Raw genomic sequence first — 25,653 nt, forward strand, 5'->3', positions numbered from 1 at the left:
GCTTGCCCGTATCGTAGGCAATGCGCCGAATGCTCGCCATCGAAATTTATCGGTGGCCCACTTCAGACTGTAATGGGTCATCCAAAATGAACGTGGATAATCTCCCGTTTTTGGCTCGGTGACGGCCTCAAAGTCAAAGTGGGAGATTATCCACGCTCGTTAGTTAAGCGTCCGAAAATCCACACTCGCCAAACCTACCAAAAAGGGACGGGTTTATTTTGGCACGTTTCGGTAGGTATCAGGAGGTGCCAGGAGCGGGGTGGCGGCGGGGTGCCGCTGCGAAAAGAAGTATCGGGTTTGGCGTGCCCGCTTCTGCCCGTCCCGTGCGCAGGCGATACTCGGCTTATCGACCTGCGATGCAAAGGAGATGCTCGTCCCACGAGCACTACCGGGAAGGGCTCGCGATTCGAGTCCCCACCTTAGCATTTGAACCATTTGGCACTATAATTACCGTAGGCATGCGCACAACGTTGCGCTTAATCAAGAGGAGAAAACGTATGGGTCTGTTTGACATGTTCAAGAAGAAGGCTGAGCCCGCGGCTGCCGCTGCTCCGGCCTCTATCTCTGCTTCTGCTGGCGCCGACGTGCTGTGCTCGCCCGTCAAGGGCAAGGTCATCAAGATGGCTGACGTGCCCGATCCCGTCTTTGGTGGCGAGGTTCTGGGCAAGGGCTGTGCCGTGTGGCCCGAGGACGATCTGGTCTACGCTCCCTGCGACGGTAAGGTGACCGTCACCATGGGTCACGCCGTGGGCTTGCAGTCCGATAGCGGCATCGAGGTTCTGGTGCACGTTGGCGTCGATACCGTCAACATGAACGGCGATGGCTTCGAGGGCTTCGTCAAGGCCGACGACGTTGTGAAGGCTGGCCAGCCCATACTCAAGATCGACCGCGCCAAGATCGCCGCTGCCGGTTACAAGGACTGCGTCGTCGTGGCCGTGTCCAACACCGCCGAGTTTGCCGATGTCGAGCTCACCGTTGAGGCAGAGTCCGCCGTCGCCGCCGGTGACGCCATCGTCAAGGTCGTCCGCAAGTAAACTGCGGCGTCCAAAGGATGTGCAAGGGTGGTCGGGTTTTCCGGCCACCTTTTTTATTGCACCGCGGGAAAGCGTTTTATTGCACGTTGGGCGGGCTTGCAAACCGTTCGGACGCTAAAACGAACCGACCGTGCCTTCGCGTTGCCGAGGGTGTTCATAAGCGGATAGTATGGGCTTACTTATTACAACGTGCGCCGCGTCTGGGAAGCGCAGTGCCGCTCATTGGGAGGAACAACATGAAAAAGAAGCTGCTGCTTGCACCCCTCATGGCCGTCTTGGTTGCATGTGTGGTCGTGCTTTCCGGCTGTGGAGGTCCTTCGGTTGAGGAGCTCATCACCGAGGATCTTACGACTCAGTTTGACGAGGTCAAGAACGGTGGCGACGACTTCCTCTCTGGTCTGGAGGAGGCTTCGGGCGACGAGTTCGAGCAGCTGGGTATCGATCCCAAGGAGTATGCCAAGACCTATCTCGAGGGCTTTGACTACAAGATCGGCGACGTGACGGTCGACGAAGACAAGGGTGTCGCGACCGCCGAGGTCTCCATCACCTGCAAGTCTATGAACAAGATCGTCGAGGACTTCTCCACCCAGTATCAGGAGAAGGTCGCTGCGCTTGACACGGTTCCTTCCGATGACGAGCTGTACAAGATGGCCGGTCAGGTTATGGTCGATGTGACCAAGGCCACCGAGCCCAGGAAGACCACGGTTATCTTCAAGTACACCTGCAACGACGATGGCGAGTGGTCTGCCGACGACTCCGTCAACTCCGAGATGATGGATGCAATGCTGAGCTAGGGGGTTACGCGGTTCTACGAACCGCGTAACCAGTTGACGCTGCGCGCCGCCCAGGACGACAATTTGTCATTCAAAAGGCGAGGCATGACCAGAAGGTCTATGCCTCGCCTTTTTCATGCCAACTTGTTCGTCCTGGACGTCGCTCGCTGTCCATCCTCTACCTGCGTCGTCCCCATGGTGCGGCACTTGTAGTCATTGGGTGTTCCTATAGTTTTGTCAACCGTCGGGGCTACTCCCGGTAGGGCACCCGGTCGCGCATCACGGCGTATATCGCCCTGAGCCGCTTCCTCGCGACGGCCTTGAGCGCCCGCCCATGCCCCATGCCCCGCGCCCTGCAGGCCCGGTAGTACCCGCCGTAGCGCCCCGAGGACCTCACCAGGCTGTTGCACGAGAAGATCAGCAGGGACTTGAGCCTCGCGTCGCCGCGCCTGGACGCCCTGACCGACCTCACCGACGTTCCGGAGCTCCTCACCCTCGGGGCTATGCCGCAGTACGAGGCCAGGTGGTCGTGGTCCGGGAACCTCCCGATGTCGACCGACACCGCGAGCTGCGCCGCGGTCCTCGGGCCGATGCCGGGCACGGTGAGCAGGCACGCGTAGGTCTCGTCGCCCTCGAGCAGCGCCGCCGTCTCGGCCTCGAGGGCCCCGGCCTCGTCGAGGGCCTCCGATATCCGGGCGGCCAGGAACCTGACCTGCCTGTTCTCGGCCTCGATGAGCGCCGGCGGGGGCGCAGTCGAGGCGGCCGCGGCCTCCCCGGCGGCCTCGGCCTGCGGCCCCTCGGCCCCCGAGCGGGCGATCCCCCACGCCCCGCCGAACCCGGCGAGCAGCTCCAGCCACCGGCGGTCCGACAGGTCGACGGCGGCCTCGAGGGCCGGGCAGGACTCGAGCAGCACGGCGCGCAGGCGGTTCTTGTCCCTGGTCGCGCAGGCGACGACGTTGGTCGCGCTGCGACGAGAGGGCGCGCGCGGCCTCGAGGGCCTCGCCGCGGCCCGGGACCCCCGACAGGGAGTCCGGCACACCCAGGGCGGTCCGCGCGATCACCGCGGCGTCGCGCTCGTCGGTCTTGGCCTCGCCGGCGAACAGCCCGGCGGCGCGGCTGGCGGCGAGGCCGGGCAGGTGGGCGACCCCCAGACCCGCGGCGCGGGCGCGCCTCACGGCGAGGGACCCTATGTTGCGGAACTGGTCGACCACGACGAGCGTGCCGGCGGGCACGGAGGCGAACAGCGCGTCGAGCTCGGCCTCCCTGTTGCGGACGGGGGCGCTGGACAGCACCTCCCCGTCGCGGTCGATCAGGCAGGCCCAGTGGGAGGACTTGCCGACGTCTAGGCCGAGCACGGCCGCGGGCCTGGTCGATGGCGCTTTCACGGTGGTATCCTTCCGGTAGTCGTTCGACCGGATGGCCTCCCCCTCGGCACTCACATTACCAGCCGCGGCGCCTGCCCGGCACTTTCCTATCAGCCGTCGGGGGCGGCGCGTCCCGCGCCGGCAGCACCCAACAGGCCCTCTCGGGGGCAGGGACATTCGGCCGTGCGCGGGCGCCCGGTCGGCGGCCCGTTCTGGGCGCGCCTCAATCGTAGCCCGAGACGGGCCCGGGCTGACAATTTCGACTGTAATGGACGTTCTTAAATGACCAGGCGGCAGTTGGGGACACTCCTTGTGGCAGCGTTGCATCGAGTGCTTGGGAAGATGCGACCCGGTTTTTGGTCAAATTCCGGGTCGCGGTTTCCGGATGGGGTGGGTTGCGGAAAGTGCGACCCGGAATATTGCTCTGAAACGGGATGCGGTTTCCCTGATGCGCCTCAAACGGAAAGCGTATCCCATTCCGGAGCTCCAAAACGGGATGCGCTTTCCGCGCGGAAGAATTGTCGCAGCTGCGTTAAGCAGTGTCGCTCGTTACTCGCCCAGAATCAGCGCCGTGAGCTCTGCCTGGGTGTCCACCACGTAGTCGGCGCCGGCGGCTTCCAGCTCTGCGCGGCCGCGGAAGCCCCAGCTGACGCCCGCGCTCTTAAGGCCGGCGTTGTGGCCGGTCAGGATATCGACATTGGAATCGCCCACATAGAGCGTGGTCGACGGATCGGCGCCCAGCTCTTCCATCACATGCAGCGTAACAGGCGCCTCGGGCTTGGGGGGAAACGCATCGACGCGGCCCTGTACCAGCGCAAAGCGCTCGGAACCAAAATACTTCTCGATAAGCGGAGCCGCCGAGATGTGGTCCTTGTTGGTGAGCACGGCAAGCTGAACGCCCGCGGCGCGTAGGCGGTCGAGCATCTCGATCGTGCCGGCATAGGGGACGGTGTGGTCCTCCTTGTGCTCGCCGTAGTAAGCCCTAAACTCGGCAAGCGTCTGCTCAAACATGCGGCCGTCGCCCGCATACTCGGCGGGCATAAAGCGCTCAACCAGCTTGAGCATGCCGTTTCCTACCTTGTAGCGGTACTCGTCTACGGCAAACGTGGGCCAGCCGTGCATCTCGCAGGTATGGTTGCCGGCGGCCGCCAGGTCCTCGAGTGTGTTGAGGATGGTACCGTCCAGGTCAAAGATCACATGGGAAAAAGCTGCTGCCATGAAAGCTCCCGTCATTGGGTTTCAAAACGCACCCCATGATACTGGGCATGCGTGCCGGGCATGTTTGGAATCTGAATATCTTTAATAGCCCTGAGCCTTTGTCGTTAGCAAATTCTCGGCAGCTGCTCTCCTACGAGCATGTCGAGGATGCGGGTCGAACCCCAGCCGGTGCGCACGCGCACGGCGGGACGGGCGCCCTCGGCAAGCGGCAACACGCGACCGATGACGGCGGCATTCTCGCCGTAGCGGGCGGCGCGCATGGCGCTCAGCGCGGCATCGGCTTGCTCGGCCGGCACGACGGCAACCATCTTGCCCTCGTTTGCCACCTGCAGCACATCGTAGCCGAGCATCTCGCAGGCTGCCTGCACGTCGGGGCGCACGGGCACATCGTCCTCGTCGATCTCCATGGCAACGCCGCTGGCCTGCGCAAACTCGTTGAGCGTCGAGGCCAGGCCACCGCGCGTGGGGTCGCGGAAGCAGCGTGTGTCGGGTGCTGCGGCCAGAACGTCGGCAATCAGGTGGTTGAGCGGTGCGGCATCGCTTTCGATCGTGCTCGAAAACGCCAAGCCCTCGCGTTGGCTCATGATGGCGATGCCGTGGTCGCCCAGCGTACCCGAGACCAGGATGACATCGCCGGGGCGGCAGTTGGCGCCGCTGAGCGCCACGCCCGTGGGAACCTCGCCCACGCCGGCGGTATTGATGTAGACGCCGTCGGCCCCGCCGCGCTCGACCACCTTGGTGTCGCCCGTGATTATGGACACGCCCGCCTCATGCGCCGTTTCGGCCATCGTCTGCACAATCTGGCGGAGCTTGTCCATGGGATAGCCCTCTTCGAGGATAAAGCCGCACGATAGGTAGCGCACGTTGGCGCCCGAGGTCGCGACATCGTTAACGGTTCCGCACACGGCTAGGCGGCCGATGTTGCCACCGGGGAAGAACTGCGGCGAGACTACAAAGCTGTCGGTCGACATGGCAATGCGCCCGCTCGTGGGCAGCGCGGCGACGCCGGCATCGTTGCCCTCGAGCAACTCGGGCGACCCAAAGGCATCCAAAAAGACCTCATCGATGATGCGTTTCATCATCTGACCGCCAGAGCCGTGGCCCAACAGGACGGTGCTATCGGTAACGCTATGGGACATATCGAAAACTCCAATCGTGGGTGGAATTATATGGGTGAGGCGCAGCGTCGACTGGTCCGCCGTTCGTTAGAACGGCGGAACCTATTAGCCTCGGTAGCGGAAATATGCCGCGCAGCTGCCCTCGGAGCTCACCATGCACGGGCCGACGGGGTGCTCGGGCGTGCAGGTGCGGCCAAAGAGCGGGCAGTCGCTCGGCGTAATGGCCCCGCGCAGCACGTCGCCGCAGCGGCACCCGCGCGGCTCGACTGTCGCCTCAACGGGCACATCAAAGCGGGTACGGGCATCAAAGCGCGAGAATTCGGGACGAATGGCGAGTCCCGAAGCCGCAATCGGCCCCAGCCCGCGCCACGTGGTGTCGCATGGTTCAAACACCTGCTCGACCAGCTGGCGCGCCACGGGATTGCCGTCTGCGTTGACGCCACGGCGGTAGGCGTTGTCAATCGCCGGCCTGTCCTCGACAACTATCTGGACCAGCATGCAGATGCCCTGCAGGATATCGACCGGTTCAAATCCCGTGACCACGCCCGGGGTATTAAATTCGTCGACCAAAAAGCTAAAGGGCGCCAAGCCCGTGATGGTGGCGACGTGGCCCGGCAGGATAAAGCCGTCGATGGTGGTCTCGGGGTCGTTGGCGATGGCGCGCAACGCCGGCGGCGTGGTCTTGTGGGCGCAATAGACCGAGAAGTTCAAAAGCCCGCGCGCCTCGGCCTCCAAGATGGCGGCGGCGATGGTGGGCGTCGTAGTCTCAAAGCCCACGCCCATAAAAATGACCGGGCGATCAGGGTTTTGCTCGGCAATGTCGAGCGCGTCGAGCGGGGAATAGACGATGCGGATATCGCGCCCCGCCGCCTTTTGCGCAGCGAGCGAGGTGGATGATCCGGGCACGCGCATCATGTCGCCAAAGGTGGTGATGATGGCGCCGTCTATGTTGGCGAGCGCGATTGCGTGGTCGATGTCGCGGTTGGCGGTGACGCAGACGGGGCAGCCCGGGCCGCTCAGCAGCTTGAGCCCGGCCGGCATAATGGAGCGAAAGCCATAGCGCCCGATGCTCACGGTATGCGTGCCGCAGACTTCCATAAGGTTGATGGTGCGGTCGCCGACAAGCTCATGAATGCGCTCGATGAGCTCGCGAGCCAGCTTGGGATCGCGGAATGCCGAGAAATCGATACCGGAGCGCGCCGGCTGCTCGGGCGCCACTAGTAAGCCTCCGCCGGGTTGGTGGCCAGCTGGTCTTCTTCGACCAGCTCGGACATGGCATTAACAAGCTCGAGCGTTTCCTGTGCTTCCTGCTCGTCGACAATCTGGATGCCAAAGCCGGCGTGTACGAGAATATAGTCGCCAACCTGCGCCGTCGGCACGAGTCGCAGCGACACGGGGCGCTCGATGCCCATCATGTCGACGGTGGCCTTGAGGTCGTCGTCGCGTTTGACTACTTTACCGGGAACGGCAAGGCACATATTGTTCCCCTTTTATACGCTTTGCGCTGGACGGGCGCTCAATAATCCATCAGTTGATGGTAGCGCTCGCGGGCGCTGCGGGCAAACGCGCTACACCTGTGAGACGGTGGCTTGTGGGCTGGCCGAACAGCCTATTGCGGTGCGACCTGTGCGAGGCGGGTGCGTGCGACTGCCGCCTGACCGTAGGCGATGCAGCCGTCGTTGACGGGTACGGAGTGAGGAACCAAGACAGTGAGACCCATGCTTTTGAGCTCGCGGGTGAGGAGCTGGAGCAAAAGTCGGTTCATGAACACGCCACCCGAGAGCGCGACGGTATCGATGCCCTCGTGCACGCAGATTTCGCTGGCGATGCGCGCCGAGGAGCGCGCGACGGCGACATGGAAGTCGAGTGCGAGCCTGTCGGCGGACGCTCCGGCTTCAATTCCTCCCAAAAGTGCCTCAAAGAGTGCTTTCTGGTCCAGAACATAGGGGCCGTCCAGCCACGATGGGCCAGATGCGAAATAACCGGCGTTGTCGTCGGGAAAACGGGCGATTTCGTTGTCGAGCGCGCGCCAGGCGGCGGCTTCGAGTTCTATGGCGGGTTCGCCCTCGTAGGTTGCCTTGTCGCAGATGCCCAGAATCGTTGCCGCGGCATCAAAGAGACGCCCCATGCTGCTGGTACGCGGGCTGTTGATGCCGTGCTCGATCATGGTGGCTGTCACGCTGCGCGTTTGCTCGTCGAGGCTGTCCAAAAGCCGAGCGGTACCTGGGTGCTCGAGCAGACCGAGCTCACTGAGCAGGGCAAAGGCGTTGCGGCGGGCGTCGCGCACGGAGGCCGCCCCGCCGGGGAGCGCCCAGGTGCGCAAATGCGCGGCGCGCTCAAAGCCGCCAAGGCCGGTGACAAGAAACTCGCCGCCCCAAATGGTCCCATCGGTGCCGGCGCCGGTGCCGTCAAAGGCGATGCCAAGGACGCGCGCGTCGGTTGTAAGCTGGCCCGCGGCGATGGCCTCGGCCATTACGCTCGCGATATGCGCATGATGGTGCTGCACCTCGACGAGCGGCAGATTGCATTTTCGCGCCTGCTCGCGCGCCCACTGGCCCGATAGATAGCTGGGGTGTAAATCGCAGGCCAAGGCGGCGGGCGCCAAGTCAAAGAGATCTTCCAAGCGCGTGCGCGCGGCGTTCCAGGCATCGAAGGTCCCGCCGTTTTCAACATCGCCGATATGCTGCGACACAAAACAGGTTGCCTCGCCGTTCGTCCCTTCGCGCGTGAGCGCAATCGTGGCCTTTTGTTGTGGCCCGCAGGCGAGCACGCAGGACGGAGCGCCGTCGAGCGCCGGCAACGGCAGCGGCTGGGGTGCATATCCGCGAGCGCGGCGCACGGGCATAACGGCGCCGTCGACCACGCGCACTACAGAGTCGTCGTAGCGCGAGAGGATCGCGCGGTCGTTACCGAGCAACGCGTCGGCGATGCCGGCGGCAACGAGGTGTTCCCAGGCAAGATCGTCATCGGTCTCGATGGGCTCTTCGCTCAGGTTACCGCTGGTCATGACGAGCGCGTGCATACCGCAGGCTTCTGCCGCGGCAAGCAACAGATGTTGAAGCGGCGTATAGGGGAGCATGACGCCGAGCTCGGGCAAGTCGTGCGCGACAGATGGCGCGAGGGCGAGGATGTCGGGGGAACCGCCGTTGCCCTCGCCAGCAGTGCGCTGGCGCAGCAGCACAATGGGGCGGATACTGCCGGCGAGAAGCTCGCGCTCAGCGTCGTCGATATGGCACAGGCGCCCGGCATCGGCAAGACTGCGCACCATGACGGCAAGCGGCTTATTGCTGCGACGCTTGCGACGGCGCAACTCGGCCACCGCCTGCTCGTTGGCAGCGTCACAGGCTAGATGGAATCCGCCCAGGCCCTTGATGGCGACGATGCCACCGCTGGCCAGCAGCTCAACACAGCGCTCGATGATAGCGTCGCTGGCCTCGCATGTGGTGCCGACGGCCGGTGTCGCGGACGAATTCCCGCACGCATCGCCGTTCACAGCCTCGCGCCACGTAATATGCGGTCCGCAATCAAAGCAGGCATCGGGCTGTGCGTGAAAGCGACGGTCGAGTGGATCGGCATACTCTGCGGCGCAGGCGGGGCACATGGGGAAACGGTCCATCGAGGTAGCCGCTCGGTCATAAGGCAGCGATCGGATGATGGTAAAGCGCGGCCCGCAGTTGGTGCAGTTGATAAAGGGGTAGTGGTAGCGTCGGTCGGCGGGATCGAACAACTCGCACAGGCAATCGTCGCAGGTGGCGATATCGGGCGAGACGAGCGTCGTGTGCGCGGTCTGGTCCTGCGAGGCTACGATGCGAAAACCCTGTTCATTGGCGGCATCCCAACCGTTGGCTGCCAAGTCCACAACCTCGACATGCTCTACGCGAGCCGCCGCGGGCACATGCTCAGAAAGTGCAGCGACAAATCCGTCAACCGCCTCGGCACAAGCGTGCGCCTCGATATGCACGCCGTCGCCCGCGTTGAGCACCCATCCGCAAATGCCATGCGCTATGGCCTCGCGATACACAAACGGTCGCATGCCAACGCCCTGCACAATGCCCGTCACATGAATATGCACATGCCGCATGCGACACCCCTCATCAAAACCGACCAAAAAGGGACAGGTTTATTTTGGTAGGTAAAACTTCTAAACCTGCCAAAATAAACCTGTCCCTTTTTGGCAGGTGCGCTGCGGGAAATCCAGCTACAGCCCCAGGCTCTGCTTGGTGGCGGCGCACGTGAGCTCGCCGTGCTTAACGCCGCGCAGGCCCAGCAGGCGGTCAGCTAGTTCGTAGACACGCTCGCCGCGACCCTTGAGCGCCAGGATCTCCAAGCAGTTGTGGTGATCCAGATGCACGTGCATGGTCGATACGATCTCGTCGGTGTAGTCGTGCTGCACTTCGTCCAGACGGCGCGTCAGGTCGCCGGTATGGTGGTCGTAGATCATGGTGAGCGACCCGATAACATGCTCATCGGGCGTGCGCATCTGCTCCTTGGCAATCGAGGCGCGAATCAGGTCGCGCACGGCCTCGGAGCGGTTGGCCACGTCGCCGCGGCGCGCGATCTGTTCGTCAAAACGGCGCAGCAGGTCGTCCGGTGCGGTAACCGAAAAGCGAACCAGCTCGGAGCCGGAGCCACTACAGTGGCAGCCTGCGTCACCGTCCGCCCCGTGCGGATGCTCGTGCTCGTACCCGCAGCCGTGCTCGTGTTCGGCCACTTTACACCAGCTTCACGGAGCCGACAGAGTTGTGGTCGGCCTCGATGGCCTCTTCGTAGCCCTCGAGTGCGTCGTGGGCCTCGTGCAGCGCGGCCATGGCGGCCTCGAGCTTGGCGCCGATGCGCTCCATGTCAAAATTCTCGGTCGCATGCAGCAACTGATGGCTCCATTCGTGAGCGAGCTCGATGGTGTCGTCGACCTGCTTGACGCTCATGGCAAGCTGGCTCATGTTCATTCCAACATCATGCATGGAAAATCTCCTTTTGTATGGGGCAGTTCAGTGGTTCAGATTTTACTACGGAGGGCTCTCGCGCCCGCCGCCGTATGCCAGCTGTCCTACGGTGCCAGTGAAGCAAGTGGCGCGACTACGACACCGTCTTCCCGTCGGTAGGCAGTCGCGGTTCCAGTGAGAACGAGCAAGAAGGACGCTTCGCCTTGGTGGGTCGCATCGATTTTAGATGCGAGTTTCTTGAGATTGGCGGCAGCGGTGTCTATAGGCTTTGAACCAAGCTTGACCTCAACCAGAGCGTACCTGCCGTCATCTAGCACGAGTACGGCATCGGCTTCAAGGTCGGTCTTGTCCCGATAGTGGTAAACCTTGCCGCCAAGTAGATCCATATAGGTGCGCAGGTCACGGATGCACATCGATTCAAACAGAAGCCCAAATGTTTCAAAATCTTCCAGGAGTTTTTGAGGCGTTGCCCCCAGGGCTGCGACCGCAAGCGATGGATCGCAGAAATGGCGCGTCGGACTTGTCCGTACGGCGGTTTTTGAGCGGAGCCGCGGGGCCCATGCCTCGAGATCTTCGAAAACGCAGGAGCGGGTCAAGGCGTCGACATATTCAGAAACGGTATTTCTTGAGGGAGGTTCTCCTTGCATGTCGGCGGCGATTGTGGCGAGCGATGCCTCTGTTGAGATATTGCGAGCGTAGCTTCGAATAATCTGGGCCATCCAAGTCTTATTTCTCCGCAGTCCATCAATCTCGTCGATATCGGAATCAAGCAGTTCCGAGATGTAATCAGGGGCCATGGATAGCGCAATCCCATGGTTTGGCTCGATAACCGCTTCAGGCCAACCTCCTCGGCAAAGTGAGTAGACGATACGTTCGATATCGAAGTCGACCATATCGGCAACATCGGTGTTTCCATCAAACAGGCTTGCCAGCGAAACTGATCCTGTTGACTCGCGTGATTCAAAAAGTGACATCGGGCGCATGTTTATACGTGCTATGCGGCCGACTCCTGAGTGTGCCGGCATTTCGCTTGCCCGAGGCGTTGCGGAGCCGGTGAGGATAAACCTGCCTCGTCCTTTGCCGCGGTCGATCGCGAACCTTACGGCGTCCCAAAGCTGTGGGGCCATTTGCCATTCATCGATGAGGCGTGGCTCATCTCCTTTGAGCAGGAGAGAGGGCTTCGAATCGGCAAGCTGGATGTAGCTCGGACCGTTATCGGGGTCTTGCATGTAGATGCTGCTTGCGGCTGCCTGTTCAGCCGTTGCGGTCTTGCCGCACCATTTTGGCCCTTTGATTTGGACAGCCCCGGAAGATTTTAGTTTTCTGGCGAGCACTTTGTCTGCGACTCGTGGTAAATAACCGTGTTCAATCGAATTCATGTCACCCTCCTTGCTAGCAGGGTATTATATCGTTGATTTGTGCAAGTTGGACGATTTAAATTGTGCAAGTTGGACGATTTAAATTGTGCAAGTTGGACATTATATCTAGTAAACATTCATGATGCCAAAAGAGAAGCCCTAGAGTCTCCAGGCCTTTGTCGTATAACGCATGATGTCAAGAATGTCGGCCTTGATGTTTGGCGGCAGGGCTTTGAAGAGCGATAGATATTCGTCTTCCTGAGCAGTAAAAAACGCAGGGCTTCCGTCTGGATCTTTGGTATAGCCAAGGATATCGTTGGGCGTGCATCCAAAGAGATCGCACAATGCAACAATGCGGTCCTCTCCTAGTTTTGCCCGACCTGTTTCCCATGCACTATATGTCGCCTTGCTAACGCCAAGACTGTCCGCAATTTGAAGCTGAGTAAGCCCTGACTTTTTGCGGATTCTGGCGAGTGCGGTATGTTTATTGGTCACATCCATGTCGCTCCCGTCTGATATCAAGAGCAACTTTGCATTTCGGTGCCGGTCAAATGTCTAACTGGATTGTCCCTAGGTGCAATAATTGACATAAAGTCTAATTTGAATAAACTCAAAACCAATAAAAATAGACATCGAGGAATGGTGGCTATGGGGAGAGTTGTTGGAATCGATCTTGGGACGACCTATTCGGCCGTCGCTGTGTTGGGAGACGATGGACTTCCCGAAATACTGAAGAATGCGGACGGAGAACCGACTACACCTTCGGTTGTTTTATTCCAATCATTTGACGGAAAAGACGAGCCGCTTGTTGGAACGATGGCCAAGCATTCGGCGGCAAGTGATCCCGATAATGTTGTCCAGTTCGTTAAACGGCAGATGGGAAATCCGGATTGGAGATTCGACTCCGACTCGGGCGTTTCCTACTCTGCAGAAGAGGTTTCCTCCCTTATTATCAAAAAATTATTGCAAGATGCCGAGCAGGCACTTGGAGAAGAAGTATGCGGAGCCGTGATTACGGTTCCCGCATATTTTGATGATGCAAGAAGAACTGCGACAAAGCAGGCAGGTGTAATTGCGGGCACCAAAGTGCTTCGCGTGTTGAATGAACCGACGGCCGCAGCCCTTTCCTTTGGTCTCGATACCGAGAAGAACGGCGTCACGCTTGTCTATGATCTGGGCGGCGGAACGTTCGACGTGACGCTTCTTAAGATAGAGGACGGTTGCTTTACGGTTATCGGAACCGATGGCGATAGAAACCTGGGAGGATTCGATTTCGATAACGCTCTAATGTCGTTTGTGGCAGAAGAACTCTCGAAACAGGGTGCCGGTAATGTTCTCGATGATTATCTGATAAGTGCCGAGCTTCGAGAGAAATGCGAAATGGTTAAGCGCACTCTTTCGAACGTGCCAAAGGCAAACCTCCATATTTCGAAGAACGGAAAGCCTTATCGTGTGGCTATTTCTCGCGAAGATTTCGAGCGGGCGAGTAGGTCGCTCCTGAATCGAACGCAGGAGCTGGTCGAGGACGTGCTCGAGGACACCGGTTATTCATGGGGTCAGATCGATCATGTGGTCCTTGTTGGTGGCTCAACGCGTATGCCAATGGTGCACAAGTTAATCGAAGACATTTCGGGGATGAAACCCGAGCTTGGGGTAAATCCCGATGAGGCTGTCGCCATGGGGGCTGCCGTTCAGGCCGCAATAGAAATGGAATCGAGCATTGACGTGGCAGGGTCGGCAGAAAATGGTTTGCCGGATATGCCCCTCTTTACGGCTCCGAGCGTAGTCATTGCCGATGTTACCTCGCAACCTTTAGGGGTTGTGATGCTCGGGAAAGACGGCAAAGACTACAACAATGTCGTGATTCCGAGGAATTCACCGGTGCCGGGGAGTTATTCACAGGACGCAGCAACGGTGAGTGAGAACCAGTCGTACGTCGATGTCCAGGTGACACAAGGCGATGACCCAGACTTGAACTATGTGGTCATTATCGGTTCAAAGGAAATACCGCTTCCGCCCGGGTTGCCCAAGGGATCTCCCGTCCGCGTGGTTTACGAATACGACAGAGAACAAACCGTGCATATCCGTCTATATGCCGGGGGGAGCGGCCAGCTGTATGGCGAGTTCGAAATCGACCGTGTGGCGAATATGGATGAACGGGAGCTCGATACTGCCGTTAACAAGATGAAGAACATCGAAATTGGATAGGGGACACTGATGGAAGAATTTGTTGACTACTATGAAATTCTCGAGCTGGAAAAGAATGCGCCGATTGAGGAGATTGAAGAGGCGATTAAGAAAACACGAAAGCGCTTCAGGCGTCTCGAAGGATCTCCGGATGCTATGCAAAGAGCGAACGCCGAAAGGATGATGCAGCTCTTAAATGAAGCAGATTCGTTGTTTCACAACAGTTCAAAACGCTTGGAATACGATGCCACATATGATAGCGGGAAGAGTGACAGCAAGAGGGACTTGGAAAAAGACGCCCGTGCTGCAACCGCCGAGAAAGACTGGACATCAGAAGCGAAAGATTATTTCAAAAACGGTCAGAGTGCCAACGCTTGTTTTGCCGCTAGGGAGGCAACAAGGAATTGCTCAACCGATGCGGAAGCATGGCTTGTGTGGGCTCTGGCAGCATATTCGATGGACAAGTATGACGAATCCATTTTTGCTGCATCCGAGTTGCTGAAGCTTGGCTCGAATCAGGCGACCGCTCATAGGCTGTTGGGCGACTCGTACATAATGATTGATAAATACGCAGACGCCGAGGCTGAGTTTCTGAAGGCCCAGCAGATTGATAAGAGCGACTATACGATTATGGCGCGCTTGGTTGATGCGCGTTATCTTCAGGGGAAATTTGACCAGGCCCTCACTATGGCGCGCAATCTTCATGAGGCGCATCCGGATTATGGACCCGTCCTAAGCTCGTTATGCCGGTGTCTAGAGACGGATGTCGAGAACAAAATGAGCTCAAAGGATAATGCTGGCTATTTCACGAATATGAAACAAATCCAGCATGCTGAACTTGTCGTTAGTGAAATGCGCGCGTTGAGAAATATCGACAAGGCTGATGAGGAATGGATTGAGAAAATGGAGGGCCTTATCGACTGGGCGCGTAAAAGGCACTACATTGCACCGGCCCGATGGTTTTGGATTCTATGCGGCTTGACCTTCTTATTTATGATAAGCGGGTCAAGTGGCGCTCCCTTGACGCTCGTTCTGTTCTTTGGGCTGCTCCTGTATGCATTCTTCTTTGTTGTACCGACCGGATGGATGATCAATGCCCGTAAATTAGGAGAGCTTGCAAAGAGGACAGGGCTCCAATAATGGACGTGCGCTGGGACCAAGCACTTGACAGCTTGGAGATGGATCGCCAAGCAATTATTGACTGTACAGAACGGCTCAGAGCGTCTCTTGCTTCTCTCAAATCAGATTCAAGAAAAATCAAAGACTTGGCCACTGGTGAAGCTTATGCAGGATTATTCAGTGAGCTGCTGCTTGCCGTTGATAGAGTCAAGAATGAGCCGCTGTCAGAGAACTTGAGGTCTTCGATTGTGGATGAGATTATCGAGGTTTGTAGCCATTACGGGCTTGAGCCTGTTCTGTGTGACGAGACGGTTAATCTACATGAGCATGAAATCGTTGGATTGATTAAGACAGACGACGCCTTCAAAGATGGAAAGGTGGCTCGAGTAGAGCGAGACGGTTACAGGATTGGCGGAAGACTTCTTCGCCCAGCGCGAGTGGTTGTCTTTCGGCACGAAGGGGACTGATGGCCAATATGTCGCTGGAAGAGACCTATGCCGAAATGAGGCAAGCGCTCAGCGAGGTCAAGGAATGCCAGGCTCATCTGCTGGGAGCTTGTGAATCCCAATCTGCCTCCGTTGACACGTGGTTGAAGATGACGCTGAAGGAGAGACAGGAGGCAAAAACACGAGCGCTCAATAAACTCAGCATCCGGGAGAAGCGCCGCAACGCCCTTTCGAAAAAGCGGGTGCAGGATACCGTTGACGAGTTGCTGGCGATCGAGGAAGGCTCGGCCCTCAATGCCGCCGAGTATATCCAGATTGGATCGATGTCGAAAACTTCAAAACGTGACGATTTGTTTACGGTGCCCTTTATCGTTCCGTTGCTTGGTCACGGCAATATCGTGATGTCGGTTTCAGGCGAGGGCTGCATTTCAGACGGGGTAGTGCGCGAGGTAGAGGCCAAGACGCTTTTATCGACTTCAGCGTCGCAAGTTGAAATCATTAGTTTTGACCCGGCACTAAAAAACATCGAGGCTCCTTTTTCGACGATTGGCCGGAACGGGCAAGGCGAGGCAGCGGTCAGGTATTTGCATTCGAGAGGCGAACTCGATGCCTTACTTAACGAGCTGACCGACCGTGTGACGCAAATCAACAACGAGTTGCTGTCAGACGATGAGAGCCTGGCGGTATATCACCAACGGGTCGGAATGCCGGTCGAGAAGTACCAGCTCGTTGTGATCCACGATATGCCGATGGGAATGGCTGCCGAGCAATACGACCGTATCTGCTCGCTGATGAAGGCGGCCCCAAAGGCAGGCACTTCTTTCCTAATGATACAACCTAAGATGGACGACTTGCCCAAATGGTATTGCGAGAAGAAACGTTCCTATCCTGTTTCGGAGCGTCTCGAACTATTCTCGGGCAGTCATGCCCGATGGCTGGGTCACGATGGCTACGATGTTGAGCTCTATGAGCTTGACACGATTGAATCGGCGCAAGCCGCCGAGCGGATGGCCCGATCAGCGGCAGAGCTGCGGTTGCCCGAAGTAAAGATCGAGTCGGTGCTTCCCGCGGAGTATTGGATGGAGACGAGTGAGGACGGAGTCACGTTCTCGCTGGGTCTGCGTGGAACCCAGACGGTTGATGTCACGATTGGCTCGAATGAGACTCAAAGACATAATGCACTGATAACCGGCGCGGTCGGACAGGGTAAATCGAATCTGTTGAAAGATATCATCTACGGTTTGTGCGCCAGGTATTCTCCCGACGAGTTGGAACTCTATCTGTTTGATTTCAAAGAGGGCGTTACCCTGTTTCCCATGGCTCCCACGCCGGATTCCCCCGAGTATCTACCGCAGGTAAAGGCATTTGGGCTTGAGGCCGATGAAGACTTTGCCATGGATGTGCTGAATTCCATAGCCGCCGAGGCCAAACGGAGGGCCGCTGCGATCAAGCCTTACGGAGATAATCTGCTCAAGTATCGGCGCAGTAGCGGGAATAAGATGCCGCGCATCGTTGTGGTCATTGATGAGTTCCAGCTATTTTTAGAAGGCGCAAGAGGCAAGGAAGCCTGTGAACTTTTGGAACGCATCGTTCGCCTCTATCGTGCATACGGTATTCACGTGATATTGGCGTCACAAAGTATCGGCGGGATAACCAATCTTGCCATTTCCCAGGGCAAGTTCTTCGCACAGTTTCCTATCCGTATCGGACTGAAAAACTCGCCGGCGGAGTCGCGGGCGAGTTTCGGACCCTTTAATGAGGCGGCTGCTAGCCTAAGGTTCAGGGGACAGGCGATTCTGAACGAAGATTACGGAAATCCGAGCGCAAATGTGACGGTGCTTACGCCGTTTGCTGAGGATGCCACGTTGGACAGTCTCAGGAACAAGTTCTATGCAATGCCAAAAGGGCACCTTGATGAACCGGTGGTTTTCGACGGAAGCACTCTGCCGGAGTTGACTGAGGCCCTCCTTGAGCAGAACGACATAGATTCAGGTAACGTGCCGAGCGCCTTGCTTGGCCGGGGTGTTTCTGCTGGGTTGGCACCGATATATTTCCCGTTTGAAAGAGCTGCGGGAAGCAATATCGCTCTTGTGGGCAGGGGAACGCTGCCAGGGCTCGGTGATCTTCCGAATTCTGTCGATCTTGCGGCGTGTGTTATGGAAACGCTTATTTTATCGCTTGCACGCTATGAGCGAGGCGCTGAGTTTGCTGTAGTGGAGGATGGCGCGCGCCATGTTTCTAATTCGACTCTGGAGATATGCGCTCGTGCGGGGGTTTCTCCGGAGGTCGTGCCTTCGGACGAAGCGGCTGCATGGATTACCAATTGTCTTCAGAGAAATGATGTCGGGGAAGAATGTGGGCGGGAGCGGTTTGTGTTGGTGCCGAATGCGGACTCACTAGGATCTTTCGACTTTGGTGCTCAGCAGAAGATTCAAAAGGTATTCCGCGAGGCTCCTATGCACGGAATCCACTTTGTCTGCCATTGGCAAAACCCCGTAGCGCTTTCAGCGCAGTTGGGTTCATCGGGACTGTCGTCTTTTGACGGCGTGGCGTGTCTGTTTGGCTCGAATGTCGCAGCGAAGCAGTTGGATGGCCCGCTGTGCCAGTGGAACGGGCAAGAGAACCGGGTCCTTTACAAGGAGGCTTCTTCGGGACGTCCCTCAATGAAGCTCATGCCCTTTGTCGCAACGCGATTATGGAGGAGGGGCGACGATGAGCAGGGATGATTTGTACGAAAGGTATCTGTCCGAAGCAGAACGATTTCTGAAATCGGAGGCGTCGACCGCCCAGCTTGTTAAGCAGGAGTGCGATCGTTGTGATCGGGAGTCGATTTCTGCGAGGAACATGGCGGGCAAAAAGAAAGCGGAGATAGATCGCCTAGCGCATCAAGCACAGGAGGCTTTTTCGCAATTGTCTAAACGACTTGCGGGGAGTCACGCGAAGGACGTCGGCGCTGCGCTTCCGAACATGGTAAGACCGATTGCGTCGAATGAAGACGCTGCCGAGCTTGCCTCTTCGTTATCAGGGCTTATCAAGAAAATCGATTGCTATATCGAGATGATTGAAAAAGATACGTCTGTGGACGAGTTGAGTCAGCGATCTTCAAATGCACTGGATGCTCGACGGGCGGCTCTTGACCGGAAGCGTCTTCTGATGGAAGAAGAGAAGGCGATGCTGGATCCTCTTCCCGTTAAAGCCGAGGAGTCGAAAGGCGGCTGCCTTTCTCAGGCGGCGATTCTATGCGCGTGCTGTATTGGGGTAATTTCGCTTATTGCGAATGCGCTATTTGGGTTGTTGTGACAACGGAAAGGAACAGAAATGAGTCAGAACATCGGCCAGCTCGTTGCAGAGCTGAACGCGTTGGTGTCGAAGATGGAGACGCAGCGAGGTGTGTGCGTCACGGTGGCGGACGATCTCGATTCACTGCACGACATGCTTAACGCGGCAATGGAAGGAACAAATTCGACCGCTCAAAATGAGGCGGTTGGGCAGCTTGGAGCGGCAGCGGCAAAGCTGCTCGAGGCGGGTGGCCTTATCAGTACGGCATGCGATGTGGTCAGCACGTATGCAAGTACGCTCTAGGCGTTTATGGGTGGCGCGGGGGCTCGTCTCCGCGCTTGCCGTTTTCTTGTTCGGCTTGGGAATTGTTCTGGTCGGTCGTATTGGCGTGAGAAAGGTCGTGAAATCCAGCGGAAGCAATTGTGTTCTGGCGGCTTGTGCAGATGGTGTTGGAGATGTGCTTGATATCTGCAACGCGAGAGTTGCTGACGCGGTTTCAGGGGTTGTAGGGCAAGACGAATCCCGCTCTTCGTCCATCGATGGGAGCTCGGAATTTCAGCCAAGCATTCAAGAACGGTACTACGCCGACTTGGCGCATGGGCCTAAGGGTCCTGAGTTTCAGAAGTACATCGTTTTGCACGATACGGAGGGCGATTCTTCCCCTGAAAGTGTCATCGATTGGTGGGAGTCCAACGGCAATAAGGTAGCGGCTCATTTTGTTGTTGGAAAAGATGGGTCGATCGTTCAATGCGTGCCTCTCGATCAAATCGCGCACCATGCCGGTTTTGGCGATGCTGGGAAGAACGAGCAGTATGGAACAATCGATGATTCGAGAGATGACAAGGTCGGAACGTTACCGATAGGGGGAAGCTATCCCGATTACGGCATGAACTCTTATTCCGTTGGGATTGAGATGGTTCATGTTGGAGGATCGGGCGATTACCCCGAAGAGCAGCTTATCGCTGTCGACGGTCTAATTGCGTATATCGATGAGTACTACGGGTTCAAGAGCCAGATTATCGACCACAAGGCGTGGCGGACGGGAAATTCGGATACATCGGCGGAATTCTCATCATATCTGTCGAACTATCAAGAATATCGGCGTCATGTTGATGGCTAAAAGACAGCTTGAAAGGGGAGACAGTGAAGTGTCCCAAATGTAACGCAGAGATAGAAGAGGGGACAGTTTACTGCCCCTTTTGTGCTGCGAAAGTATCTTCTGGCGTGGGTCGGTCGACCACAGAGAATGAGCGGATGCCATTCGATGTCAAGGATAATGCGAAGGGGAAGGCGCCGGCGGAGGATTCTGGCAACGAACTAGGTAAAAAAGTAATTGGGTTAATTGGCGGATTCGATTCAAATAAAATCGTGATAATTGGCCTGGTGGCCGTCATCATTGTTGGCGGCTTTTATGTTTGGAATCGATTCGGGAGCGGGCACTCATCACCAGAAATCACTCAAACCTATCAGCATACGATGTATAAATCGGACGCCGATGAGTTTGGGTCGGAAAACTCAGATGAAAAGGACGAGGCCGACGATGAGGACGCAACTGAATTAATAGTGGTATCAAATAACTCCGCCGGGTTTCCAGAGATGGTGGTGAATGTCAAGGTGACCGGCTCTTCGACAGAGGCGTTGTCGAAGCCGGAGAATTGGTCCCTGAAAGAAGCGGGTACGAACGGTGAGCAGGCTTCGACTAACCCCCGGAGTGTTGTAGTTGGTTCGGACGGAGTTTGCAAGCTCGCATATCGGTCGACGCTCGGTAGCGATTCGGGTGATAGCCGTACGATTGTCGTGTCATATATTGATGATCAATCACATAAGGTTATGGATAGCTTTTCCTATTACTGTGATGCGAAGAGTTCGACGGTAGACGGTTACTTACTTTCTGAAAGCGACTCACGGCGTTATACCGAGGCGGAGATTGAAGAAATGGGTATGAGCACATGGGAGCTTTGCTTGGCAAGAAATGAAATATATGCACGCCATGGTCGCAAGTTCAAGAATGAGAAGATTCAAGAGTATTTCGACAATAAGGATTGGTATGAAGGCATATACTCGCCTGAGGAATTTGATGCGATGACATCACCGCTTAATGATATCGAGAGGGCAAATGCCGAAACGATCCAGTCTTACGAACGTGCTATCGGATCTGAGTTTTTAAATCCATAACAAAACTTGTGGCAAAGACTAGGCAAATGAAGAAAACGGGTACGAGTCTGTGCGACCCGCACCCGTTCACTGGGGGCTGTTTGTGACTACCATACTATCCGTGGTTGCACTCGGTGCATCCAGAAGTCCGGCGAGCGGTGCAAAAGCGCTCATAGACGGCGGGTAAGTAACAAGCGTATTACAGATGCTTCTCCAGCAGCGCCTGCAGCCTCGCCTTGGGCAGAGCGCCAACCGAGCGGTCAATCTCCTCGCCGTTCTTAAACACAATCAGCGTGGGGATGCTCATGACGCCATACTTCATGGCCAGATCCTGGTTGTCGTCGACGTTGCATTTGGCAACGGCAAGCTTGCCCGCCAGCTCATCGGCAACCTCGTCAACGATGGGCGAGAGGGATCGACAGGGCCCGCACCACGGTGCCCAAAAATCGACCAGCACGGGCAGGCTGTCGTTAACGATGGAATCGAAGTTCTCGGGGGTAATCTGATTAATGTCAGCCATGGTGACCTCCATAATGCGACGCGGCTCGGCCGCGTAAAACTCAGTACGACCGTGCTTATACCCAGCCGCCCGCAAAGCAACCACTCGCGGGCAGCTCTTTTATATAATGGTGGGCACGCAAACGATTGGAGAGCGCATGTCCACGTCACAAAGCCAGAAAAAAGAAGCCATCGCCCAGGCGGCCGAGCAGGAGCTCACATCGCTTGCGGTCCGTGGCGTGCGTATCGCGGGCAACGCGTGCTCGCCGATCGTGCTGGTCAAAGGCGATTTGGACGAGGCCGAGCGTTCGGGTGGCGAGCTTGCCGCCGGCCCGGATGGCGCGGCGTTGCGCAAGGCGCTTGGGGCCATCGGCTACGCGCCCGAGGATTTTTGCGTGCTGGCAAGCGTCGCCGGCGTGGGTGACGGAGCGGTCGCGGTGGGCGAGACTCTGCCGTGCGAGCTGTTCCGCGAGGCGCTCGAGGCTTTGGACCCCGAGGCAGTCCTGCTGCTGGACGATCGCGCGGCCGATACCATGCGCGAGACCTATGCCGACATGCTTGTGGCAATCGACGACTTCGATACCGCTATGCTCAAGCCCGGCCTGGTCGCCCATGTGCAGGGCCGCCGCGTGCTCGCGCTCGACGGCTTTGAGGCGGCACTCACCGACAAGGCCGCCAAGCAGCGCATGTGGGCATACATCAAGCAGCTGACCCCGGCAGCCGCTCCGCTGTAGCGGACTGGCGCTGGTAAGGCGGCCCTGACGGGTCGAGCGCAGCGCCGGCTTGCCGCGCCCTTACATCACGGCGCGCAGCTCAAATCGGTCGCCGTTGATGCGGAACTGGCAGTTGCCGTTCATGCGTTCGACGGCAAGCTTAATGCTCTTGGTTCCAAAGCCGTGTCCGGTGTGCCCGGCTACGGGCATGCCGTCGACCATGCGCGGCGGGCGTCCAAACGTGTTGGAGACCAAAAGGAGCAGTTGACCGTCCTCGCAACGCAGGTCCAGATCGACAAATCGCTTGCCCTGGGGAGCGGCGCTTGCGGCGACGATGGCGTTGTCCAGGGCGTTCGAGAGCACGCTAAACAGATCGACGTCGGCTACATGGACGCTCTCGGGCACGGCGGCACGCAAATCGGCGGCGATGCCGTTTCGGTTGATATCGGAGTTAAATGACGAAAGCACGATATTGACCGTGTCGTTGGCGCAGTAGCGGCGCACGGCGGTGCGGTCGCTCGTCTCACAGAGCTCATCGATGCGCTCGAGCGCCTCGTCGATGTGGCCCTCCTCGATCAAAGCCGCAAGGCCGCGCAGGAAGTGCCGCATGTCATGGCGGAGGACCGAAAGCTCGCGTCCAGATTGGCGCCAAGCCTCGAGCTCTTTGATGGCTGCGCTATCGCGGGTCGCGAGCATCCAGCGCTCGCGCTCGGCGGTTTCCTTTGCCTCGTATTCACGTAGATACACAGCAAGAAACATAAGGTAGAACGCGCAAAGCGCAAACGCCAAAAACTCAACCGTCACCACGGAGCCCGAGTGGAAGAGCGTGGTGTAGACGTTGGTGGCGTAGTCAAAGATGTAGTAGACGAGCGGCAGGATGAGCAGAATTTCGAGCTCGGTGGGGGTTTTGACCGCCAGGCGCGGACCGATGTCGCTGGCCCAATGCAGCAGGATCGCAAAGACGACGGCCGTGGTGATAATGCGTGCCACGTAGTACGCGATTTGCGAGTCGGTGGCGGCGAGCGCGGCGATGCCCATCCAGTTGCTGAACTGGCAGCTCAGGTAGGCACTGGTAACGCCCAGCATAACGAGCAGCGGGCTCAGGCAATAGCGCGCGCACAGATAGATGACGAGCGGCAAATGCACGACGAGTGGATATGCCTGGCGGGCGAAAAGCTCGCCGCCGACGGCATTGGCGAGGCTGAATGCGCATCCGGTTACGGCGCCGACCATCACCAGCTCAAGCGCATGACGCCGGTTGATCTCGATACCGCAGAGCGCCGCCGAGGCAAAAACGCCAAAAAGCAGGGTCGTTGCGTGGTGGATTGCCCAAAGTAACATCTCGACCGCAGGGAGCATCAGCGCCTCCCGCCCTCGAACCGTGCCGCAAAGTAGGCATCCTGGAAACCCTGCTTGCAGCTGCGCGCCAGCGGGATGCAAGCGCCCGAGCGCATGACGATATCCGTGCGGTTGAAGTGGTCGATATTGCGCAGGTTGACCTGGTAGCTGCGGTGGCATTTGAAGAAGCTCGCGTTTTTGGCTAGCTGGTCCTCGATGTTGCGGAACGGCTCGAGCGCCTCGATATCGCGCCCGTCACGCAGGTGGAATACCACGTGCTTGTTGCGGGCCTCGGCGTATTCGATATCGGACAGGCGCAGGGCATGGTAGCCAAAGGACGTTTTGGTCACGAGCTCATCGGTCGCGGCGGGTCGCATGCTCGAAAGCTCGTCGAGCAGTTGCGCCAGGCGTTCGTACGCTACGGGCTTGAGCAGGTAGTCGAAGGCGCGGACCTCGTAGGACTCCAGCGCGAACTCGGGCGATGAGGTGAGGAACACCAGTCGCACGGCGGTGTCGGATTGGCGCAGCTCCCGCGCGGTGTCCATGCCGTTGACGAGCGGCATGATCATGTCGAGCAGAATGATGTCGGCACGCGATGCAGCATGGCGGGCCAGCAAGTCCTCGCCGCGCGTGACAAGCGCAACGTCGACTGCCGTACCCGTCTCGGTCGACCAGCGGTCGATCATCCGGTGCAGTCTATCTAGAAAAGCGACGTCGTCGTCGCAGGCGATAATCTTGAGCATTCGGGCCCCCCTAGTAGTTCGATTTTGCCACATTGGGTGCGCGCCGCCCGCGGAGGAACACCCCGTTTGCGCCCCACGGTGCGCAACTCGCGCCGAGCGGTATTGCGGTGGCGAAAGATGCCTCCTGCGCTATCGAAGGCTCGACTATCCTCAGCTTGCCAGTTCGAAAATGGACCCGCCCCAAGATTGAATCTTTATTCCAACTTTACACCTGGCTTTACAGCTGTCTTGTCAGCTGTAAAGCCAGGTGTCATACTAAAGCCCCAAGATTCGCCAAAAGAGAGGGGCCTTGATGGCACAGAGCGCGAACATGGATGCATCGGAGCTTGCACGCGATATCGCGGCCGGCCTGGCATCGGCAACGACGGCAACGGAGCGCGCGGCGCTGGTACCCGCAGAGCTCGTCGAGGCCATTCATCAGCTAAAAACCCAACGTGACGCAGTGATCCTGGCGCACTATTATGTGGCGCCCGAGGTCCAAGCCGTTGCCGATTACGTCGGCGACAGCTTCTACCTGGCAAAGCTCGCCAAGAGTCTGCCGCAGCAGACTATCGTGCTGTGCGGCGTGGAGTTTATGGGCGAGAGCGCCAAGCTGCTCAATCCCACCAAGACCGTGCTGCTGCCCGAGCCGGGCGCGGACTGTCCCATGGCGCACATGGTCAAGCGCGAGACGGTCGACGCGGCGCGCGCCGAGTATGGCGACGACCTGGCCGTGGTGTGCTACGTTAACTCGACGGTCGAGATCAAGAGCTGGAGTGATGTGTGCGTTACCAGCTCTAACGCCGTCAAGATCGTCTCCGAGCTGCCGCAGCAGCACATCTTGTTCATTCCCGACCAGAACCTGGGCCGCTTTGTGGCCGAGCAGGTGCCCCAAAAGCACGTCATCCTCAACAACGGCTACTGCCCGCGTCATCACATCATCACCGTCGAGCAGATCGTTGACGCGCAGGAGGCACATCCCGATGCGCTCGTACTGGCGCACCCCGAGTGCAAGGCCGACGTCCTGGCCGAGACCGACTACATCGGCTCCACTGCCGGCATCATCAAGTATGCCGAGGAGTCGGACGCCAGCGAGTTCATCATCGTGACGGTCCGCGGCGTGCTCTACGAGCTCGAGCGCCGCTGCCAGGGCACCGGCAAGAAGTTCTACTTCCCTGCGGTGCAGCCCACCTGCGTCAACATGGATCTCATCACGCTCGAAAAGCTCGTGCACTGCCTGGAGACGGGCGAGGGCGAGGTGCAGATTGGCGTGTCGGACGAGGCAGCCGATCAGGCCAAGCTCACGCTCGACCGCATGCTCGAGTACGCGGCGCGCTAGAACGATGTGACATGAGGGGCGGTCCCTTATGCCACATTACAAGGGAGAGG

25 protein-coding genes and 1 pseudogene are annotated in these 25,653 nt (G+C 58.3%); 12 read left to right on the forward strand and 14 right to left on the reverse strand.

The annotated features are described in order from the left end of the window. Nucleotides 1-497 precede the first annotated feature (497 nt). Both ABHR63_RS01875 and ABHR63_RS01880 read left to right on the forward strand, forming a co-directional pair. The gene (locus ABHR63_RS01875; protein WP_035136613.1) at nucleotides 498-1,034 is read left to right on the forward strand and encodes a PTS sugar transporter subunit IIA; all 537 of its coding nucleotides are present in this window, start codon (nucleotides 498-500) and stop codon (nucleotides 1,032-1,034) included. 236 nt (nucleotides 1,035-1,270) lie between these two features. Beyond that, complete coding sequence (locus ABHR63_RS01880) at nucleotides 1,271-1,828, forward strand: hypothetical protein (RefSeq protein ID WP_035136614.1); 558 nt, start codon at nucleotides 1,271-1,273, stop codon at nucleotides 1,826-1,828. Between the two features lie 229 nt (nucleotides 1,829-2,057). Here ABHR63_RS01880 and ABHR63_RS01885 read toward each other — a convergent pair whose 3' ends face one another. The 11 genes and pseudogenes from ABHR63_RS01885 to ABHR63_RS01935 all read right to left on the reverse strand — a co-directional run bounded on the left by ABHR63_RS01885 (nucleotide 2,058) and on the right by ABHR63_RS01935 (nucleotide 12,309). Further along, on the reverse strand, nucleotides 2,058-2,720 hold the full coding sequence (locus ABHR63_RS01885; protein ID WP_346965272.1) for a transposase: 663 nt from the start codon (nucleotides 2,718-2,720) through the stop codon (nucleotides 2,058-2,060). Nucleotides 2,721-2,820: 100 nt separating this feature from the next. Then, nucleotides 2,821-3,498, reverse strand: a pseudogene (locus ABHR63_RS01890) (IS110 family transposase); the annotation flags it as partial. 222 nt (nucleotides 3,499-3,720) lie between these two features. Next, entirely contained in the window at nucleotides 3,721-4,389 is a 669-nt protein-coding gene (locus ABHR63_RS01895; RefSeq protein WP_346965271.1) for an HAD family hydrolase, read from the reverse strand. A gap of 104 nt (nucleotides 4,390-4,493) precedes the next feature. Beyond that, nucleotides 4,494-5,528 (reverse strand): hydrogenase expression/formation protein HypE, encoded by a 1,035-nt coding sequence (hypE, locus tag ABHR63_RS01900; protein ID WP_346965270.1) that lies wholly within the window; start codon nucleotides 5,526-5,528, stop codon nucleotides 4,494-4,496. Between the two features lie 84 nt (nucleotides 5,529-5,612). After that, complete coding sequence (gene hypD / locus ABHR63_RS01905; RefSeq protein ID WP_346965269.1) at nucleotides 5,613-6,725, reverse strand: hydrogenase formation protein HypD; 1,113 nt, start codon at nucleotides 6,723-6,725, stop codon at nucleotides 5,613-5,615. Next, nucleotides 6,725-6,985 (reverse strand): HypC/HybG/HupF family hydrogenase formation chaperone, encoded by a 261-nt coding sequence (locus ABHR63_RS01910; protein WP_006235228.1) that lies wholly within the window; start codon nucleotides 6,983-6,985, stop codon nucleotides 6,725-6,727. Before ABHR63_RS01910 ends, hypD begins: the two co-directional genes overlap by 1 nt. A gap of 131 nt (nucleotides 6,986-7,116) precedes the next feature. Then, nucleotides 7,117-9,588: a carbamoyltransferase HypF gene (gene hypF / locus ABHR63_RS01915; RefSeq protein ID WP_346965268.1), complete on the reverse strand. Its 2,472-nt coding sequence runs from the start codon at nucleotides 9,586-9,588 to the stop codon at nucleotides 7,117-7,119. A gap of 117 nt (nucleotides 9,589-9,705) precedes the next feature. Continuing rightward, nucleotides 9,706-10,218, reverse strand: a complete 513-nt coding sequence (gene nikR, locus ABHR63_RS01920) for a nickel-responsive transcriptional regulator NikR (protein ID WP_118205863.1) — start codon at nucleotides 10,216-10,218, stop codon at nucleotides 9,706-9,708. 1 nt (nucleotide 10,219) lies between these two features. Then, a complete protein-coding gene (locus ABHR63_RS01925) occupies nucleotides 10,220-10,468 on the reverse strand; it encodes a hypothetical protein (protein WP_006235225.1) in 249 nt (82 codons plus the stop codon). A gap of 86 nt (nucleotides 10,469-10,554) precedes the next feature. Then, nucleotides 10,555-11,829, reverse strand: a complete 1,275-nt coding sequence (locus ABHR63_RS01930; RefSeq protein ID WP_346965267.1) for an ATP-binding protein — start codon at nucleotides 11,827-11,829, stop codon at nucleotides 10,555-10,557. A gap of 138 nt (nucleotides 11,830-11,967) precedes the next feature. Then, the gene (locus ABHR63_RS01935; RefSeq protein WP_342996677.1) at nucleotides 11,968-12,309 is read right to left on the reverse strand and encodes a helix-turn-helix domain-containing protein; all 342 of its coding nucleotides are present in this window, start codon (nucleotides 12,307-12,309) and stop codon (nucleotides 11,968-11,970) included. Nucleotides 12,310-12,456: 147 nt separating this feature from the next. Between ABHR63_RS01935 and ABHR63_RS01940 the strand changes: the two genes are divergently transcribed. From ABHR63_RS01940 to ABHR63_RS01975, 8 genes are all read left to right on the forward strand, one after another. After that, complete coding sequence (locus ABHR63_RS01940; RefSeq protein WP_346965266.1) at nucleotides 12,457-14,016, forward strand: Hsp70 family protein; 1,560 nt, start codon at nucleotides 12,457-12,459, stop codon at nucleotides 14,014-14,016. Nucleotides 14,017-14,025: 9 nt separating this feature from the next. Next, a complete protein-coding gene (locus ABHR63_RS01945; RefSeq protein ID WP_346965265.1) occupies nucleotides 14,026-15,135 on the forward strand; it encodes a J domain-containing protein in 1,110 nt (369 codons plus the stop codon). Continuing rightward, nucleotides 15,135-15,581, forward strand: coding sequence for a nucleotide exchange factor GrpE (locus ABHR63_RS01950; protein ID WP_346965264.1), 447 nt, complete (start codon nucleotides 15,135-15,137; stop codon nucleotides 15,579-15,581). Before ABHR63_RS01945 ends, ABHR63_RS01950 begins: the two co-directional genes overlap by 1 nt. Then, a complete protein-coding gene (locus tag ABHR63_RS01955) occupies nucleotides 15,581-18,286 on the forward strand; it encodes an FtsK/SpoIIIE domain-containing protein (protein ID WP_346965263.1) in 2,706 nt (901 codons plus the stop codon). Before ABHR63_RS01950 ends, ABHR63_RS01955 begins: the two co-directional genes overlap by 1 nt. After that, nucleotides 18,273-18,860: a hypothetical protein gene (locus tag ABHR63_RS01960; protein ID WP_227790467.1), complete on the forward strand. Its 588-nt coding sequence runs from the start codon at nucleotides 18,273-18,275 to the stop codon at nucleotides 18,858-18,860. Before ABHR63_RS01955 ends, ABHR63_RS01960 begins: the two co-directional genes overlap by 14 nt. An 18-nt stretch (nucleotides 18,861-18,878) precedes the next feature. Continuing rightward, complete coding sequence (locus tag ABHR63_RS01965) at nucleotides 18,879-19,142, forward strand: hypothetical protein (RefSeq protein ID WP_195362198.1); 264 nt, start codon at nucleotides 18,879-18,881, stop codon at nucleotides 19,140-19,142. Then, a complete protein-coding gene (locus ABHR63_RS01970; RefSeq protein WP_265333308.1) occupies nucleotides 19,126-19,959 on the forward strand; it encodes an N-acetylmuramoyl-L-alanine amidase in 834 nt (277 codons plus the stop codon). Before ABHR63_RS01965 ends, ABHR63_RS01970 begins: the two co-directional genes overlap by 17 nt. A 134-nt stretch (nucleotides 19,960-20,093) precedes the next feature. Further along, on the forward strand, nucleotides 20,094-21,014 hold the full coding sequence (locus ABHR63_RS01975) for a YARHG domain-containing protein (RefSeq protein WP_346965262.1): 921 nt from the start codon (nucleotides 20,094-20,096) through the stop codon (nucleotides 21,012-21,014). A gap of 178 nt (nucleotides 21,015-21,192) precedes the next feature. Here the strand turns inward: ABHR63_RS01975 and trxA are convergent, their stop codons facing one another. Beyond that, a complete protein-coding gene (gene trxA / locus ABHR63_RS01980) occupies nucleotides 21,193-21,513 on the reverse strand; it encodes a thioredoxin (protein WP_022093990.1) in 321 nt (106 codons plus the stop codon). 136 nt (nucleotides 21,514-21,649) lie between these two features. Between trxA and ABHR63_RS01985 the strand changes: the two genes are divergently transcribed. Next, nucleotides 21,650-22,225, forward strand: coding sequence for a hypothetical protein (locus ABHR63_RS01985; protein WP_195521094.1), 576 nt, complete (start codon nucleotides 21,650-21,652; stop codon nucleotides 22,223-22,225). A gap of 60 nt (nucleotides 22,226-22,285) precedes the next feature. On the opposite strand, the gene ABHR63_RS01990 is transcribed toward ABHR63_RS01985, so the two are convergent. Further along, nucleotides 22,286-23,563, reverse strand: a complete 1,278-nt coding sequence (locus ABHR63_RS01990) for a GHKL domain-containing protein (RefSeq protein WP_346965261.1) — start codon at nucleotides 23,561-23,563, stop codon at nucleotides 22,286-22,288. Further along, complete coding sequence (locus tag ABHR63_RS01995) at nucleotides 23,563-24,285, reverse strand: LytR/AlgR family response regulator transcription factor (RefSeq protein ID WP_346965260.1); 723 nt, start codon at nucleotides 24,283-24,285, stop codon at nucleotides 23,563-23,565. Before ABHR63_RS01995 ends, ABHR63_RS01990 begins: the two co-directional genes overlap by 1 nt. A gap of 292 nt (nucleotides 24,286-24,577) precedes the next feature. Between ABHR63_RS01995 and nadA the strand changes: the two genes are divergently transcribed. Then, nucleotides 24,578-25,603, forward strand: coding sequence for a quinolinate synthase NadA (gene nadA / locus ABHR63_RS02000; RefSeq protein ID WP_346965259.1), 1,026 nt, complete (start codon nucleotides 24,578-24,580; stop codon nucleotides 25,601-25,603). Nucleotides 25,604-25,653 lie beyond the last annotated feature (50 nt).

The sequence above is a fragment of the Collinsella aerofaciens genome (assembly GCF_039752775.1).
Lineage (GTDB): Bacteria > Actinomycetota > Coriobacteriia > Coriobacteriales > Coriobacteriaceae > Collinsella > Collinsella aerofaciens_R.

Coding starts and splice junctions, on each gene's coding strand:
- hypF (WP_346965268.1), bottom strand. CDS start 9,588: ATGCGGCATGTGCATATTCATGTGACGGGCATTGTGCAGGGCGTTGGC.
- nadA (WP_346965259.1), top strand. CDS start 24,578: ATGGCACAGAGCGCGAACATGGATGCATCGGAGCTTGCACGCGATATC.
- ABHR63_RS01955 (WP_346965263.1), top strand. CDS start 15,581: ATGGCCAATATGTCGCTGGAAGAGACCTATGCCGAAATGAGGCAAGCG.
- ABHR63_RS01995 (WP_346965260.1), bottom strand. CDS start 24,285: ATGCTCAAGATTATCGCCTGCGACGACGACGTCGCTTTTCTAGATAGA.
- ABHR63_RS01985 (WP_195521094.1), top strand. CDS start 21,650: ATGTCCACGTCACAAAGCCAGAAAAAAGAAGCCATCGCCCAGGCGGCC.
- ABHR63_RS01895 (WP_346965271.1), bottom strand. CDS start 4,389: ATGGCAGCAGCTTTTTCCCATGTGATCTTTGACCTGGACGGTACCATC.
- ABHR63_RS01880 (WP_035136614.1), top strand. CDS start 1,271: ATGAAAAAGAAGCTGCTGCTTGCACCCCTCATGGCCGTCTTGGTTGCA.
- ABHR63_RS01930 (WP_346965267.1), bottom strand. CDS start 11,829: ATGAATTCGATTGAACACGGTTATTTACCACGAGTCGCAGACAAAGTG.
- ABHR63_RS01970 (WP_265333308.1), top strand. CDS start 19,126: ATGCAAGTACGCTCTAGGCGTTTATGGGTGGCGCGGGGGCTCGTCTCC.
- ABHR63_RS01950 (WP_346965264.1), top strand. CDS start 15,135: ATGGACGTGCGCTGGGACCAAGCACTTGACAGCTTGGAGATGGATCGC.
- ABHR63_RS01935 (WP_342996677.1), bottom strand. CDS start 12,309: ATGGATGTGACCAATAAACATACCGCACTCGCCAGAATCCGCAAAAAG.
- hypE (WP_346965270.1), bottom strand. CDS start 5,528: ATGTCCCATAGCGTTACCGATAGCACCGTCCTGTTGGGCCACGGCTCT.
- ABHR63_RS01960 (WP_227790467.1), top strand. CDS start 18,273: ATGAGCAGGGATGATTTGTACGAAAGGTATCTGTCCGAAGCAGAACGA.
- ABHR63_RS01990 (WP_346965261.1), bottom strand. CDS start 23,563: ATGCTCCCTGCGGTCGAGATGTTACTTTGGGCAATCCACCACGCAACG.
- ABHR63_RS01940 (WP_346965266.1), top strand. CDS start 12,457: ATGGGGAGAGTTGTTGGAATCGATCTTGGGACGACCTATTCGGCCGTC.
- ABHR63_RS01875 (WP_035136613.1), top strand. CDS start 498: ATGGGTCTGTTTGACATGTTCAAGAAGAAGGCTGAGCCCGCGGCTGCC.
- trxA (WP_022093990.1), bottom strand. CDS start 21,513: ATGGCTGACATTAATCAGATTACCCCCGAGAACTTCGATTCCATCGTT.
- ABHR63_RS01975 (WP_346965262.1), top strand. CDS start 20,094: ATGCCATTCGATGTCAAGGATAATGCGAAGGGGAAGGCGCCGGCGGAG.
- ABHR63_RS01945 (WP_346965265.1), top strand. CDS start 14,026: ATGGAAGAATTTGTTGACTACTATGAAATTCTCGAGCTGGAAAAGAAT.
- ABHR63_RS01965 (WP_195362198.1), top strand. CDS start 18,879: ATGAGTCAGAACATCGGCCAGCTCGTTGCAGAGCTGAACGCGTTGGTG.
- ABHR63_RS01925 (WP_006235225.1), bottom strand. CDS start 10,468: ATGCATGATGTTGGAATGAACATGAGCCAGCTTGCCATGAGCGTCAAG.
- ABHR63_RS01910 (WP_006235228.1), bottom strand. CDS start 6,985: ATGTGCCTTGCCGTTCCCGGTAAAGTAGTCAAACGCGACGACGACCTC.